Annotated in this window: 16 protein-coding genes, 1 tRNA gene and 1 pseudogene; 13 read left to right on the plus strand and 5 right to left on the minus strand. The window is 67.9% G+C overall.

Features of this window, described 5'->3' with window-relative positions; all coding sequences use genetic code 11:
• The first annotated feature begins 42 nt into the window (after positions 1-42).
• From rph to ACZZZQ_RS14020, 4 genes are all read left to right on the plus strand, one after another.
• Positions 43-777 (plus strand): ribonuclease PH, encoded by a 735-nt coding sequence (gene rph, locus ACZZZQ_RS14005; protein WP_042536503.1) that lies wholly within the window; start codon positions 43-45, stop codon positions 775-777.
• The gene (gene rdgB / locus ACZZZQ_RS14010) at positions 777-1,370 is read left to right on the plus strand and encodes an RdgB/HAM1 family non-canonical purine NTP pyrophosphatase (protein ID WP_053096959.1); all 594 of its coding nucleotides are present in this window, start codon (positions 777-779) and stop codon (positions 1,368-1,370) included. The genes rph and rdgB overlap by 1 nt, the downstream gene beginning before the upstream one ends.
• 56 nt (positions 1,371-1,426) lie before the next feature.
• The gene (locus tag ACZZZQ_RS14015) at positions 1,427-2,002 is read left to right on the plus strand and encodes a dihydrofolate reductase family protein (RefSeq protein WP_285364260.1); all 576 of its coding nucleotides are present in this window, start codon (positions 1,427-1,429) and stop codon (positions 2,000-2,002) included.
• Between the two features lie 86 nt (positions 2,003-2,088).
• Positions 2,089-3,009 (plus strand): cation diffusion facilitator family transporter, encoded by a 921-nt coding sequence (locus tag ACZZZQ_RS14020; protein WP_463507788.1) that lies wholly within the window; start codon positions 2,089-2,091, stop codon positions 3,007-3,009.
• Positions 3,010-3,012: 3 nt separating this feature from the next.
• Here ACZZZQ_RS14020 and ligD read toward each other — a convergent pair.
• A pseudogene (gene ligD / locus ACZZZQ_RS14025) lies at positions 3,013-4,987 on the minus strand (non-homologous end-joining DNA ligase).
• A gap of 58 nt (positions 4,988-5,045) precedes the next feature.
• Between ligD and ku the strand changes: the two are divergent.
• Positions 5,046-5,900 carry a non-homologous end joining protein Ku gene (gene ku, locus ACZZZQ_RS14030; RefSeq protein ID WP_053096954.1) on the plus strand — a complete coding sequence of 285 codons (855 nt, stop codon included), beginning with the start codon at positions 5,046-5,048 and terminating at the stop codon, positions 5,898-5,900.
• Positions 5,901-5,927: 27 nt separating this feature from the next.
• On the opposite strand, the gene ACZZZQ_RS14035 is transcribed toward ku, so the two are convergent.
• Complete coding sequence (locus tag ACZZZQ_RS14035; protein WP_053096952.1) at positions 5,928-6,698, minus strand: DedA family protein; 771 nt, start codon at positions 6,696-6,698, stop codon at positions 5,928-5,930.
• Positions 6,699-6,764: 66 nt separating this feature from the next.
• Positions 6,765-6,846, minus strand: a tRNA-Leu gene (locus ACZZZQ_RS14040).
• Positions 6,847-6,966: 120 nt separating this feature from the next.
• Between ACZZZQ_RS14040 and ACZZZQ_RS14045 the strand changes: the two genes are divergently transcribed.
• Genes ACZZZQ_RS14045 through ACZZZQ_RS14075 form a run of 7 tightly spaced genes read left to right on the plus strand, consistent with a single transcriptional unit; the run spans position 6,967 to position 11,423 of the window.
• Positions 6,967-8,148 carry a CpaF family protein gene (locus ACZZZQ_RS14045; protein ID WP_463507789.1) on the plus strand — a complete coding sequence of 394 codons (1,182 nt, stop codon included), beginning with the start codon at positions 6,967-6,969 and terminating at the stop codon, positions 8,146-8,148.
• Complete coding sequence (locus ACZZZQ_RS14050) at positions 8,145-9,002, plus strand: type II secretion system F family protein (RefSeq protein WP_463507790.1); 858 nt, start codon at positions 8,145-8,147, stop codon at positions 9,000-9,002. Before ACZZZQ_RS14045 ends, ACZZZQ_RS14050 begins: the two co-directional genes overlap by 4 nt.
• 5 nt (positions 9,003-9,007) lie before the next feature.
• The gene (locus ACZZZQ_RS14055) at positions 9,008-9,937 is read left to right on the plus strand and encodes a type II secretion system F family protein (protein WP_463507791.1); all 930 of its coding nucleotides are present in this window, start codon (positions 9,008-9,010) and stop codon (positions 9,935-9,937) included.
• 19 nt (positions 9,938-9,956) lie between these two features.
• On the plus strand, positions 9,957-10,169 hold the full coding sequence (locus ACZZZQ_RS14060; protein WP_463508116.1) for a hypothetical protein: 213 nt from the start codon (positions 9,957-9,959) through the stop codon (positions 10,167-10,169).
• Between the two features lie 12 nt (positions 10,170-10,181).
• On the plus strand, positions 10,182-10,592 hold the full coding sequence (locus ACZZZQ_RS14065) for a TadE/TadG family type IV pilus assembly protein (protein WP_463507792.1): 411 nt from the start codon (positions 10,182-10,184) through the stop codon (positions 10,590-10,592).
• Positions 10,582-11,016 (plus strand): TadE family protein, encoded by a 435-nt coding sequence (locus ACZZZQ_RS14070; RefSeq protein ID WP_233277342.1) that lies wholly within the window; start codon positions 10,582-10,584, stop codon positions 11,014-11,016. The genes ACZZZQ_RS14065 and ACZZZQ_RS14070 overlap by 11 nt, the downstream gene beginning before the upstream one ends.
• Entirely contained in the window at positions 11,013-11,423 is a 411-nt protein-coding gene (locus tag ACZZZQ_RS14075) for a hypothetical protein (RefSeq protein WP_285364268.1), read from the plus strand. The genes ACZZZQ_RS14070 and ACZZZQ_RS14075 overlap by 4 nt, the downstream gene beginning before the upstream one ends.
• A 50-nt stretch (positions 11,424-11,473) precedes the next feature.
• Here ACZZZQ_RS14075 and ACZZZQ_RS14080 read toward each other — a convergent pair whose 3' ends face one another.
• The gene (locus ACZZZQ_RS14080) at positions 11,474-12,028 is read right to left on the minus strand and encodes an NUDIX hydrolase (protein ID WP_463507793.1); all 555 of its coding nucleotides are present in this window, start codon (positions 12,026-12,028) and stop codon (positions 11,474-11,476) included.
• Complete coding sequence (locus ACZZZQ_RS14085) at positions 12,025-13,257, minus strand: MFS transporter (protein ID WP_056280127.1); 1,233 nt, start codon at positions 13,255-13,257, stop codon at positions 12,025-12,027. Before ACZZZQ_RS14085 ends, ACZZZQ_RS14080 begins: the two co-directional genes overlap by 4 nt.
• Before the next feature lie 108 nt (positions 13,258-13,365).
• On the opposite strand from ACZZZQ_RS14085, the gene prfB reads away from it, so the two are divergent.
• Positions 13,366-14,475: a peptide chain release factor 2 gene (gene prfB / locus ACZZZQ_RS14090; protein ID WP_053096937.1), complete on the plus strand. Its 1,110-nt coding sequence runs from the start codon at positions 13,366-13,368 to the stop codon at positions 14,473-14,475.
• Positions 14,476-14,479: the final 4 nt, after the last annotated feature.

Raw genomic sequence — 14,479 nt, forward strand, 5'->3', positions numbered from 1 at the left:
GACCGCAGCATCCGCTTCATCCGCCTCCACCGAAGGAATCCCATGACCAGCATCGTCCGCGCCGACGGCCGTTCCACCGACCAGCTCCGCGAGATCACGATCGAGCGCGGGTGGAGCAGCCACGCCGAGGGCTCGGCTCTGATCAGCTTCGGCGGAACCAAGGTGCTGTGCACGGCATCATTCACGAATGGCGTTCCTCGCTGGCTGACCGGCAAGGGCAAGGGGTGGGTGACGGCGGAGTACTCGATGCTGCCCCGTGCGACCAACAGCCGCAACGACCGGGAGAGCGTCAAGGGGCGCATCGGCGGGCGCACGCACGAGATCTCGCGGCTGATCGGCCGTGCTCTGCGCGCAGTGGTCGACACCAAGGCGCTGGGTGAGAACACGATCGTGATCGACTGCGACGTGCTGCAGGCCGACGGAGGCACCCGCACCGCCGCGATCACCGGAGCGTACGTCGCCCTCGCAGATGCGATCGAGTGGGGACGCGAGAAGAAGTTCATCGGCAAGAACGCGACGCCGTTGCTCGACTCCGTGGCTGCGATCTCGGTCGGGATCATCGACGGCGAGCCCATGCTGGACCTGGCATATGTCGAGGACGTCCGCGCCGAGACCGACATGAACATCGTGGTCACGGGCCGCGGGCTCTTCGTCGAGGTGCAGGGCACGGCTGAAGGAGCGCCGTTCGACAAGCGCGAGCTCGACGCCCTGCTCGACCTGGGCGTCGCGGGCTGCGCCGACCTGAAGGATCACCAGCTGAAGGCGCTCGCGGGCTGATGAAGGTCGTCCTCGCCACGCACAATCCGCACAAGGTCGCGGAGTTCCAACAGATCGTGGCATCCGCTCGTCCTGATCTCGAGATCATCGCGTATGACGGACCGGAGCCCGTCGAGGACGGCGTCACGTTCGCGGAGAACGCGCTGATCAAGGCTCGCGCCGCGTCGGCGCACACGGGACTCGCGGCGCTCGCCGACGACTCCGGCATCTGCGTCGACGTGCTGGGCGGGTCGCCCGGTGTCTTCTCGGCCTATTGGGCGGGGCAGAAGAAGGATGCCGCGGCGAACCTCGAGCTGCTGCTCGACCAGCTGCGCGACATCGCGGATCCTCACCGCGCTGCTCACTTCAACTCGACGATCGCGCTCGTGACTCCGGACGGAGCCGAGCACGTGGTCGTCGGGAACTGGCCGGGACGTCTCGCGCGCGAAGCATCCGGAGGCGGCGGATTCGGTTACGACCCCATCTTCGTCCCGGACGGACAGCCCGAGGGGGCGGAGCGCACGGTCGGCGATTTCACTGCCGGCGAGAAGCAGGCGCAGTCGCACCGTGCGCGCGCCTTCGCGGAACTGCTGCCGTTGCTCGCCGCTCTCTGAGTCGGCGGTATTCACTACGGTTGACGTACTTCATGCGTAGTGGTTACTCTGACGACATGCGAGAACTCACCTACTACGTCGGCGTCACGCTCGACGGATTCATCGCCGGCCCGGACGACGAGGTCGATTTCTTCCCCGTGACCGCTGCGTTCGCCGACGCTCTCGGCACGGAACTCCCCGACATCCAGCCTGCGCATGTGCGCGCGGCGCGGGGCGGCGCAAGCGCAGCGGTCACCCGCTTCGACACCGTCGTGATGGGGCGTCGGACCTACGAACCGGCACTGCAGGTCGGCATCACAGACCCGTACTCGCAGTTGCGGACCGTCGTGTTCAGTCGCTCGCTGGACGATCCGGGCGAAGCCAACGTCGAGATCGTGCGCACCGATCCTGTCGCGCGGGTCCGCGCGCTCAAGGCGGAACCCGGCCTCGGCATCTACCTCGCGGGTGGGGCCGGGCTCGCCGGGGTGCTCCTCGACGAGATCGATCGCCTCATCGTCAAGAAGTACCCGACGATCGCGGGGTCCGGCATCCCGATGGCGAGCCACCCCTTCGCCCCGACCCAGTTCCGTCTCGACCAGGTGCGCTCGTTCGACAACGGGTGCGTCGTGCTCGAGTACTCTCGCCAGCGCTGACGGCCCCGCGGTTACTGAGAATCATCACCATTCCCGACTGGGCTGGGACCCGCCGGCGGGTGTGCGAGCCGGTCTAGCCTGGAGACATGCACGATCATGCGCCCGCCGCGGGCGGCATCCGCTCCGCGAACCATCGCCGTCTTCTGGCGATCTCGCTGACACTGACCGCGACGATCATGGTCGTGCAGATCGTGGGTGCACTGCTGACCGGTTCTCTCGCGCTGCTGGCGGATGCGGCTCACATGTTCACAGACGCCTCGGCTCTGGTGATCGCGCTCATCGCGGCGGCCGTCGCCGCCCGACCTGCCGACGACCGCCGCACGTTCGGATACCAGCGCGCCGAGGTGTTCGGGGCGCTCATCAACGCGATCATCCTGATCCTCCTCGCCGGGTGGGTGGGGGTGGAGGCCATCGGTCGTCTGATCAACCCGGGGGAGACCGAGGTGGTCGGCGGGCTGATGCTCATCGTCGCCGTCGTGGGTCTTGTCGCGAACGCCATCTCGATGTGGCTGCTGAGCCGCGCGCAGCGCACCAGCATGAACGTCCGCGGCGCCTACCTCGAGGTGATGGGCGACCTGATCGGGTCGGCGATGGTGATCATCGCAGCGATCGTGATCGTCACGATCGGATGGATGCCCGCCGACGCGCTCGCGTCGATCATGATCGCCGTGCTCATCATCCCGCGAGCCATCGCGCTGCTCCGCGAGGTGTTCTCGGTGCTCTCCGAATCAGCGCCCCAGGGCACTGCGGTCAGCGAGATCCGACAGCACCTCCTCGACTACGACGGAGTCGTCGGCGTGCATGACGTGCACGTCTGGCAGCTCACTCGCGGTGCTCCGGTGTTCAGTGCGCACGTCAGCGTCGACCCGGCTCTCCTCGCCGATGGACGTTCGGCGAAGCTGCTGAGCGACCTCCAGTCGTGTCTGTCGCACCACTTCGACGTCGCTCACTCGACCTTCCAGATCGAGCCCGCGGAGCAGTCCGACTGCCAACCGCACCACGCCTGACGGTCAGGACTCGACGATCACCTCGTCGGGAGTCTTATCCGGCCGGAGGCCCCGCCAACGGGAGTGACGCAGAACGCCGTCCGGGGTCCAGTTCGCGAACTCGACCTCGCCGACGAGCTCAGGTCGGACCCAGAGCGCATCCGACGCATCGAGCGCGGGCACGTCCTCGAGGGGCGCGGAGTCGGTGCGCAGGGGAGCGAGCCGGCTCAGCAGGTCGCGCAGCATCCGGTCGGTGAATCCCGTGCCGACGCGACCGACATAGCGCAGCCGTCCGGACTCGGGGACCGCGAGCAGCAGGGAGCCGAACGTGCCCTCCCGGTCGCCCTTGCCGGGGCGGATACCGACGATCACGACCTCCTGCATGCGGGTGTGCTTGATCTTCAGCCAGGCCGGTGAGCGCTGGCCCGGACGGTACCGCGAGGACGGATCCTTGACGACGACGCCCTCGAGGCCGAACTCGTCGCTCGCCGCGAGAGCGGCGTCGAGATCGTCGAACACGGGTGGGACCTGCACCGGCGCATCGAGGTCGGCGACGACCTCCTCGAGGAGGGTCCGTCGCTCCGACAGCGCCATGGTGCTGAGGTCGTGACCGTTCAGTCGGAGCAGATCGAAAGCCATGTAGACGATGGGCGTGCGCACGACCTCGCGTTCGATCTCGCGGGGCCGGGTCAGGTGCATGCGGTTCTGCAGCATCGAGAAGCTCGGCCTGGCCTGCGCATCGAAGGCGACGATCTCGCCATCGATGATCGCATCGGACACGGGCAGGAACGGCGCGCCGTCGGCAGTCAGCTCGGGGTAGCGGGCCGTGATGTCGGTGCCGCTGCGGGCATGCAGCAGCATCCGTCCGTCCGCCCAGGTTCCGATGGCCCTGATGCCGTCCCACTTCACCTCCACCCACGACGGCGAGCTCAGAGTGCGGGCGATCGCGGGCGTGCCGTTCTCGGCCAGCATGGGGGAGACGGAGGGGGAGACGACGAGGCCAGCGGTGCCGCACCGGTCGTCCGCGGGCGGTGGCGGCTCGCATGCGAGTTCGCGCCGTGTGCGTCGACGCGGGGGCCCGGCGCAGAGGTGGTGTCCGGGGGCCCTCCTGGGCGGCGAGAAGCGGAGCGATGGGGTCCTGCCCGGAACCCGCACGCTCGAGCACCGTCGCGAAGTCGAGCTGCGCGAGGTCGGGGTCGTCGAGTTCGTCCCAGGTGCGCGGAGCCGCCACCCAGGGGTGCGCGCGACCACGCATCGAGTACGGCGAGATCGTCGTCTTCTTGCCGTTGTTCTGGCTCCAGTCGAGAAAGACCTTGCCGCCGCGCGCGGCCTTGGCCATCGTGCTCGTGGCGAGATCCGGATGCTCGGTCTCGATCAGACGGGCGATCTCCTTCACGACCGCGGATATCTCTGCGCTCGTCTGCTGCCCGGGGAGGGCGGCGTAGAGGTGGATCCCTTTGCTTCCGCTGGTCACGGGCACCGGATCGAGTCCGATGTCGCTGAGCAGGCTGCGTGCGATCCGTGCGACCTCGGCGCACTGGGCGAGCCCGACCCCCGGGCCCGGGTCGAGATCCAGGACGAGCCGATCCGGCTTTCCCGGCATGCCGTCGGAGGCGAAGCGCCACTGCGGCACGTGCAGCTCGATCGCGGCGACCTGCGCGAGCCAGACCAGCGTGGGAACGTCCTGGACGAGGGGATACTCCTTGGGGCCGTCCGAGTGCCGGATCGGCTGTCGGGGGATCCATTCCGGAGCTCCCGGCTCGAGCTGCTTCGTGAAGAACGCGTCGGCGGGAGCATCCGCGGTCCCCACCCCTTCCACCCAGCGCTTGCGGGTCACGGGGCGGCCCGCGAGCAGAGGGAGGAGGTGCGGCGCGATCGCCGTGTAGTAGGCGATGATCTCGCCCTTTGTGGTGCCGGTCTCGGGGTAGACGACCTTGTCGAGGTTGGTGATGCGCAGCCGGCGGCCATCGATCTGCACGTTCTGCGCCTCTGCGACCATGACGCCAGCGTAGTCAAGGTACTGGCCGTGAGCCGCGCGGCTGGTGTTCACTGGGGTCATGAGAACGATCTGGAAAGGTGCGCTCACCTTCGGCCTCGTGAACGTGCCCGTCAAGGTGTATTCCGCCACCGAGGACCATGATGTGCCGCTGCACCAGGTGCACGAGAAGGACGGCGGCCGGATCCGGTACCAGCGCACCTGTGAGGTGTGCGGCGAGACCGTCGCCTACGCCGACATCGATCGCGCCTACGTCGAGGAAGGGCAGACGGTCGTGCTCACGAAGGACGATCTGGCGGCGCTGCCGGCGGAGAAGAGCCGCGAGATTGACGTCGTCGAGTTCGTGCCCTCCGACCAGGTCGATCTGCTGACCCTCGACAAGCCGTACTACCTCGAACCGGACTCCAAGTCACCGAAGGCGTACGTGCTGCTGCGCAAGACGCTCGAACAGACCGACCGCACGGCGATCGTGCGCTTCACGCTGCGACAGAAGACCCGACTGGCCGCACTCCGTGTGCGTGGCAAGGTGCTCGTGCTGCAGACGCTGCTGTGGGCCGACGAGGTGCGTGAGGCGGCGTTCCCGGTGCTCGACGAGGATGTGAGGATTTCGAAGAAGGAGCTCGAGCTCTCGGCATCCCTCGTAGACAGCTATTCGGCTGACTTCGATCCTGAGTCGTTCGTCGACGAGTACCAGAAGGAGTTGCGCACTCTGATCGATGCGAAGATCGAGGCGGGCGACACGTTCGATGTCTCGGACACCTTCGGCGAGGCCGAGGGCGATGCCAAGAGCGGTGAGGTCATCGACCTGATGGAGGCGCTGCGCGCCAGTGTGGCTCGCACCAAGGCCGCTCGGTCGGAGTCGACCGGCGACAAGGCGAGCACGAAGAAGAGCCCGAGCAAGAAGAAGGCGGGCTGAGACAGCCCGCCTTCTTCTGCACCGAGATCAGTGCTTGCCGTCTCCGTCGAAGTCCGGAGCACGGTCGAAGACCTCGGGGTCGAGGGCGAGCCCTTCGGCCTCGGTGGCGTCTGTCTCACCCTCGCCGGCCGCGGCTTCCTTCTTCGCCTTGTGACGCTCGGACAGGTAGTGCCAGAGCGTGATGAGTGCCGTGCCGCCGACGGCAGCGAGCAGGATCAGGTCGATGTAGCTCTCGACGAAGTGCGCGACCGGCGGGATGAAGCCGATGGCGTACCCGAACATCGTCAGACCGAAGCCCCAGAGGATCGCACCGATGAGGTTGTACAGCGTGTAGCGGCGCCACGGCATATGACCCACGCCGGCGGCGACCGGGGCGAAGGTGCGAACGATCGGCACGAAGCGGGCGAGGATGACGGTGATGCCGCCGAAACGCTCGAAGAAGGCGTTCGTCCGCTCGACGTTCTTCTTGCTGAACAGGCCCGATTCCTTGCGTTCGAAGACTGCGGGTCCGCCCTTGTGGCCGATGAGGTAGCCGACCTCACCGCCGACGAACGCCGAGAGCCCGATGAGCAGCGCGACGATCCACACGTTGATGCCGAACACCCCGTGCTCCGAGCCCGCGATCGGGTGCGACAGGAGTCCTGAGATCACGAGCAGCGTGTCGCCAGGAAGCAGGAACCCGACCAGAAGGCCTGTCTCCGCGAAGACGATGAAGCACACCACGAGAAGCGCCCAGGGGCCGGCCGAGCCGATGATCGTGGCGGGGTCGAGCCAGGGGATGAGAGCGGCGTGATGCATGGATTTCCCGTCGTCGTGCGCTGTGCGGCGGTCAAGTCGTCGGTCGCAGGGGGTGCGACAGATCGGTGCGGAAGGTGGGACTTGAACCCACACGCCCTAGGGCACAGGAACCTAAATCCTGCGTGTCTGCCAATTTCACCACTCCCGCGCGCTGGGATAAGTCTACTGATCGGGGGATCGTGCGTTGCTGGGGATCCGCCCGCAGGAGCACCGCCGCCGCTGTGGATAACTCCGGCGCGTGTCACCCGATCCTTGCGAGGATGCTCGGGTGATCCAGCCCTCCGTCCTCGTCGCCGAGCGCGTTCGTCAGCGGCTCCGCGCCGAAGGAACGGACCCGACGTTCGACTCCTCGGCAGCGCGCTCGGTCACGCTCGCCGAGGTGCGCAAGTTCAACGATCTGGCGCTGGCGCGGGGCGCGGCGGTGATCGACGACGAAGCAGCATGCGTGCGTGACGTGCTCGCGGCGGTCAGCGGCTTCGGGCCGTTGCAGTCGCTCCTCGACGACCCTGAGATCGAGGAGATCTGGCTCAACGGCCCCGAGAGCATCCACGTCGCACGCGGAGGGGTCGCCGAGCGGATCGAGATGCGTCTCACGGAATCGTCGTTGCGCAATCTCATCGAGCGGATGCTGCAGTCGACAGGGCGCCGTGTCGACATCAGTCAGCCGTTCGTGGATGCGTCTCTTCCCGATGGGTCGAGACTGCATGTCGCGATCGCGGATGTCGTCCGCGGATCGTGGTCCGTCAACATCCGCAAGTTCCTGCCCCGGTATCGAAGCCTCGAGGCGCTCGTCGACCACGGGGCGCTGACTCCGGACCTGGCCGCGATGCTGCGTGACGCGATGCGCGCGGGCAGGAGCGTCGTCGTGTCCGGTGCCACCCACGCAGGCAAGACCACCTTCCTCGGTGCGCTGCTCGACTCGTGCGCCGACCGTCAGCGGATCATCACCGTCGAGGAGACCTTCGAGCTCGCGGTGCAGGGGCCGGATGTCGTGTCCTTGCAGGGGCGTCAGGCGAGTCTGGAGGGAACGGGGGAGATCACGCTGCGCAGGCTCGTGAAGGAGGCGCTGAGGATGCGACCCGATCGCCTCGTCGTCGGCGAAGTCAGAGATGCGGAGGCGCTCGATCTCGTCCTCGCACTCAACACGGGGGTGCCGGGTGCTGCGACCGTGCACGCGAACTCCGCGGCCGAGGCGCTCGACAAGCTCACGCTTCTGCCGCTCCTCGCGGGACGGAACATCGATCGATCGTTCATCGCGCCGGCCCTCGCCGGCGCGGTTGATCTCGTGGTGCACTGCGTGCGTGACGACACCGGAGTGCGACGGGTGCACGAGGTCATCGCGCCGACGGGCGCGGTGGTCGACGGCCGGATCATCACGCGAACCGTGTACATTCGCGGCGACGAGGCGTCCACTGAACAGACGGCGTGGCGTCGCGGAGGCACTCTGTGACGGTCCTGCTCGGTGCGATGCTCGCCGCAGGTCTGCTGCTGTGCGCATCGCCGTGGCTCTGGCCTCCGCCTCAAGATGGAGGAAGGGTCCGGCACCGCGGCCGTCTGACTCGCCTTCTCGAAGAGGGCGGCATGGCGTCTGTCAGCCCGCGCACGCTCCTGCTGGTGATGCTGACGGTCGCGCTCGCCGCCGCTTCCTCTGCCTGGCTCTTCACAGCCATCCCGGTCCTCGCGGGCTTGGCAGGCGCGACCGCGGCCGTCGTGCCGATCGTCTTCGTGCGTTCCCGACGGCTCCGGCTGCGCAGACTTCGTCGCCAGCTCTGGCCCGACGTCTGTGACCTGCTGATCGCATCCATCCGTGTCGGATTGTCACTGCCGGACGCCGTCGCGAGTCTCGCTGAGTCATCGCCGACGATGATGCGGCCGGCCTTCGCCGTGTTCGCCAGAGACCTGCGCGCCACCGGCCGCTTCGAGACGAGCCTCGACCGGCTGAAGGCGGCGTTGGCTGATCCCATCGCCGATCGGATCATCGAGACGCTCCGTATGGCGCGACAGGTCGGCGGCACCGAGCTCACAGGCGTCCTCCGCGCGCTGTCGTCGTCGGTGCGCGCAGACGCCGTGCTGCGCGGCGAGGTCGAAGCCAGACAGTCATGGATCCGAGGCGCTGCCGTGCTCGGTGCCGTCGCGCCGTGGGTGATCCTCGGCCTGCTGGTGCTGCGCCCTGAGGGCGCGGCCGCCTACGGCACCGGTGAAGGGATGCTGGTGATCTGCGCGGGAGCTGCCGTGTCGGTGATCGCCTATCGCTTGATGATCCGTATCGGTCGGCTCCCCGAGCCGGGGCGGTGGTTCGGGTGAACCCGATGTCCGCGATCGCTGTCGCCGTGCTCGGCGGCGGAACACTCGGCATGGGGTTGCTCTGCATACTCGCGTCGCTTCCACGGTGGTCGGCAGCGCCGCTGGCTCTGCGCATCGCGCCCTATGTGCGCGATGCGGTCGCCGATGAAGACCTGCCCGGAAACGCGCTCCCGCGAGTCGGCGTGCTCTCCGCGGGTGACCGCGCATTCTGGCTTCGGTCACGTGTGCTCTTCGAACGCCTTGTGGGCGGCGGCGACGCTCTACATCAGAGGATCGAGCAGGCGGGGATTCCTCTGGAGCAGGGGGCCTTCCGCGGGCGTCAGCTCGGCTGGGTGCTCGTCGGCATCGTCATCGGCTCGATCGCTGTCATCGTGTTCGCCATCACGGGCCGGATGAGCCCGCCGATCGCCCTGCTGCCCGGGATCCTCGGAGCCGCAGCGGGGTTCGCATACGACATGCGGCTCACGGCTCGCGTCGCTTCGCGTCGCGCCCGGTTGACCGACGAGCTGCCGACCACTCTCGAGTTCCTCGCGCTGTGCCTGTCGGCGGGTGAAGGCTTCCTGGACTCGCTGCGTCGGGTGGCCGCGGTCGGCTCCGGCGAACTGACCGGTGAGTTCCGCCGCGTGGTGCTCGCTGTCGGCACGGGGTCGCCGCTCGCCGACGCGCTCACGGAGATGGCCGCGCGACTGCAGCTTCCGGGGCTCTCCCGTGCGATCGACCAGGTGACCGCCGCGCTCGAGCATGGCGCGCCGCTCTCGGCCGTCCTGCATGCGCAGGCGGGGGACGCTCGCGAGGACGCCAAGCGGGTCCTCATCGAACAGGCCGGTCGGAAGGAGATCCTGATGCTCCTCCCGCTCGTCTTCCTGATCCTCCCGCTGTCCGTGCTCTTCGCCATCTACCCCGGTCTCTTCATCCTGCGACTCGGCATCGGCTGAGCGACCACGAAAGGACGACATGCACACCTCTCGACCACTGGGCACCACCAGGGTTGCCTCGCTCACCCCCGATCTCATGGACGATCTCGTCGGCGACGAATCGGGGGACGTACCCGGATGGGTGCTGGTCACACTGATGACAGCCGGTCTGGTGGTGCTCATCTGGGCGGTCGCCGGCCCGGCGCTCAGCGCACTGTTCGAGCAGGCCATCCAACGCGTCTCCGGTCTCTGACAGCGCTCCCTGATGACCGTCGATCCACCGCGGCGCTTTCTCGGCGATGAACGCGGATCGAGTCCCGTGGAGTTCGTGCTCGTGGGCACGCTCCTCACCCTTCTCACTCTCGCTGTCATGCAGCTCGCGCTCGGCGTCTACGTGCGCAATGTCGTGCACGACGCGGCGGTCGAAGGGGCCTACTACGCGGCCCTGGCAGACACGCCCATGGAACAGGGCGTGGAGCGCGCCCGCGCGGCGATCACCCTCGCGGTCGGGGCCGAGTACGCCCACGATGTGACGGCCGTTCGATCGACGGCACTGGATCGCGCGACGATCGAGGTGCGCGTCCGAACGACGCTCCCCGTGATCGGGCTGCTCGGGGTGCCCTTCGCGTTGGAGGTGCAGGCGCATGCGCCGGAAGAGTCCTTCGATGATCGATGACGAGGGTTCGGCGGCACTCGAATTCATCACGGTGGGCGTCATCCTGCTTGTGCCGTTGGTCTACCTGATCATCGCGCTGGGCGCGATTCAGGAGCAGACACTGGGAGTCGGGGCGGCCGCGCGCCACGTCGCGCGCACGATCGTGCTCGCACCGGATGCCGCCACTGCAGCAGTGCGGAGTGAGCTCGTGCTCGCCGACGTCACCGATCAGTACGGCATCGATGAGGAATCGACCGAGGTGTCTGTGGCGTGCGTGCCCGTCGGGACGGAGTGTCCGTCGGCAGGCGCCGTCGTGACCGTCACGGTCACGACGTCGGTGTCCCTGCCACTGATGCCGGCGGTCTTCGGATCGGACTCGGCGGCCGCGATCCGAGTCGAGGGGTCGGCGGTCCAGAAGGTCTCTCGCCTGTGGGGCACGGGATGAGAGGGGCGGGTGACGACGGAAGCGTGCTGCTGCTGACGCTCGGCTATGCCCTGCTGGCGCTCGCACTCATCTTCGTGAGCGTCTGCGCAACCGACCTCTACATCTCGCAGAAGCGGCTGGATGCGATCGCTGACGCCGCAGCGCTCGCCGGAGCGGACGGCTTCACCCTGGCTGTGGACGGAACGACGGCACGGGCGGACCTCACCGATCAGGGGGTCAGAGAGCAGGTCGACGCACTGCTCGCCGCGCTGCCGTCACCCGTGGACCTCGATTCAGCGTCGAGCCCCGACGGGCACTCAGCACGCGTGACCGTCTCGACCCTGTGGCATCCGCCGCTCGTGTCACTGTTCGTGACGGACGGGGTGCGCCTCGAGGCGACGGGGACGAGTCGCACCGCTCTGGGGTGATCGTTCGCTCGGGTCGACCTGCACGAGGGCGACCTCCGCCGGATGCGACGTCAGCTCACCAGACGATCGCGCAGTCGTCGCACCCGCCCGGCGAAGCCCTGCGGCACCTGCGACGGCAGCGCGTCGATCGCCCACCAGCGCACGTCCTCCGACTCGTCGCTCACGATCAGGTCGGCATCGTCGCTGACGACGACGCCGATCCCGATGTCGAGATGGGATGCGCACCGACCGAACGCCGAGGACAGCGCGTGATGATCGAGGTCGTACACGAGCGGCTCCGCGCTGGCGGAGACGTCCACACCGGTCTCCTCCCGCAGCTCGCGCAGAGCGGCATCCGCCACAGAGGTGTCGTCGGGTTCGAGATGTCCGCCTGGCTGCACCCAGAACTGCCCCTTGGCGTGGAAGACGAGCAGCGTGCGAGTGAGTGAGCGGTCGAACACGAGCGCCGAAGCGGTCGCGTGATCGGGACCGTCGTCGCGGGAGACCGGCCCATGATCGTCGGCGAAGAACGTCGCGAAGTCGGCCGCGGCATCGCGCTCGTCATCCGTCGACGACGGAGCCGCGACGACCAGGCGGCGCACGTCTGCGCGGAGGGCAGCGGTCATGACTCCTCCTGTGTGCTGCGCGGAACGAAACGCGGGATCCAGCGGATGAACCCACCAGCGCCGATCAGGCCGATCGCACCCATCGCCGCTGCGGCGATCGGCAGTGACGCGATCGCGACGATCGCCGACACCAGCAGCGGAGCGGCCGCTCCGCCGGCATCCGTCAGCGTGCGCCACGAGCCGAGGAACGCGGCGGGCTCCTCCTTCGGGGCGACGTCGGCACCCAGAGTGAGCAGAATGCCGCTCGAGAGCCCGTTGCCCACCCCGAGCACGGCGGCGAACATGCCGAACCACAGGACCGCGGCTTCCAGGTCGTGCGTGAAGGAGAGGGCGAGGAACCCCGCGCCCATCAGCACCATCGCCGGCATAGCCGCCCACAGACGCCCGAACCTGTCCATCACCTGGCCGCTGGCGTAGAACAGGGCGAAGTCGATCGCTCCCGAGATTCCGACGACGAGGGCGATGGTCGAGGCGTCGAGTCCGAGTGAGAGTCCCCACAGGGGAAGCACGACCTGACGTGCCGATCGCACCGCGGACAGCGACGCGGCGGCGAGTCCCAGTCGTCCGAGCACGCTGCGCTGCTGCCACATCGTGCGGAAGATGCCCGCGCGCGCGGTCGTCGGAATCGAGCCCGTGACCGGTTCGCCGGAATCATCCGCGAGTGCGGCGGTGCGCACAGGGGTCGTCGGGGCGATCGTCTTCTCGGGATCGGGGCCCAGCAGCACGAGCAGCACCATCACGACGAGACAGCCCAGGAAGAACCAGATCGCGGCTGATTCCGAACCGAACAGCTGCAGGAGCCCAGCGGCGACGAACGGCCCGATGAAGATTCCGAGGCGGAAGCTGCCACCGAGGAGCGAGAGCGCGCGAGCACGGAACGCGAGGGGAACCCTCGTCGTCATGAACGCATGACGCGCCAGGCCGAAGGCGGCCGCGCAGAACCCCAGGAGGAACACGGAGGCGGCCAGCACGCCCAGCGAGGGGGCGAACACCATTCCGACGCCGGCGAGGATCGCTATCGCACCCGCGATCACCATCGTGAAGCGCTCGCCGATGCGCGCGACGGCCCAGCCCGCAGGAAGGTTGCCGCACAGCTGACCCACGACGAGGGCGGATGCCACCAGGGCGGCGAAGGCGACGTCGGCGCCCATCCGCGCAGCGATCACCGGGATAAGAGGGATCACCGCGCCTTCACCGAGCGAGAACAGCACGGTCGGGAGGTACACCATCGGTCCGAATCGCCTGAGGACCGTGGATGCGCTGCTCACCCGTTTCACGCTACTCCCGTTCGAACGCCGTCCCCGCCCGCAGGGGCGGCACGTTAGGCTGGACGCGACATGCTCGAACTCGATCTCTCCGCCGACATCCAGGCCCTGCGACTCACCTACGGTGACATCCGCGAGGTCATCGATGTCGAGACCCTCCGCTCCGACATCGCGCGCCTCAGCGAGGAAGCCGGCGTGCCGGACCTCTGGGACGACCCCGAACGCGCCCAGAAGGTGACCAGTGCTCTGAGCCACCGCCAGTCGGCGCTCGCCAGAGTCGAGGGCATCGGTCGTCGGCTCGACGATCTCGAGGTTCTCGTCGACCTGGCGAACGAGATGGGCGACGAGGACTCCGCGGTCGAAGCACGCGCCGAGCTCAACGCGCTCACCGAGATCATCAATCAGCTCGAGGTGCAGACGCTGATGGACGGCGAGTACGACGAGCGCTCCGCCATCATCACGATCCGCTCGGGTGCAGGCGGCGACGACGCCACCGACTTCGCCGAGATGCTCATGCGCATGTACCTGCGGTGGGCCGAACGCCACAAGTATCCCGTCAAGGTTCTCGACACCTCGTACGCCGAGGGTGCCGGCATCAAGTCGGCGACGTTCGAGATCGACGCTCCCTACGCATTCGGAACGGTGTCGGTCGAGGCAGGGACGCACCGCCTCGCCCGTATCAGCCCGTTCGGCTCGGCGGACAAGCGGCAGACGTCCTTCGCCGCCGTCGAGGTCATCCCTCTCATGGAGGAGGCGACCGAGGTCGACATCCCCGAGAACGACATCCGAGTCGACGTCTTCCGCTCGTCGGGTCCCGGCGGGCAGTCCGTCAACACCACCGACTCCGCCGTGCGCCTGACTCACCTTCCGACCGGCATCGTCGTCTCGATGCAGAACGAGAAGTCGCAGATCCAGAACCGTGCTGCCGCGATGCGCGTGCTTCAGACCCGACTCCTGCTGCTGCAGAAGGAGGAGGAAGCCGCGAAGAAGAAGGAGCTCGCCGGAAACATCACGGCGAGCTGGGGCGACCAGATGCGCTCGTACTTCCTCTACGGTCAGCAGCTCGTGAAGGACCTCCGCACCGGACACGAATCGGGCAACCCGGCTGCCGTGTTCGACGGCGATCTCGACGGGTTCATCTCGGCCGGCATCCGCTGGCGCAAGCGCAAAGACGAGGACTGAGCGA

This window comes from Microbacterium sp. AC132, from assembly GCF_979258525.1.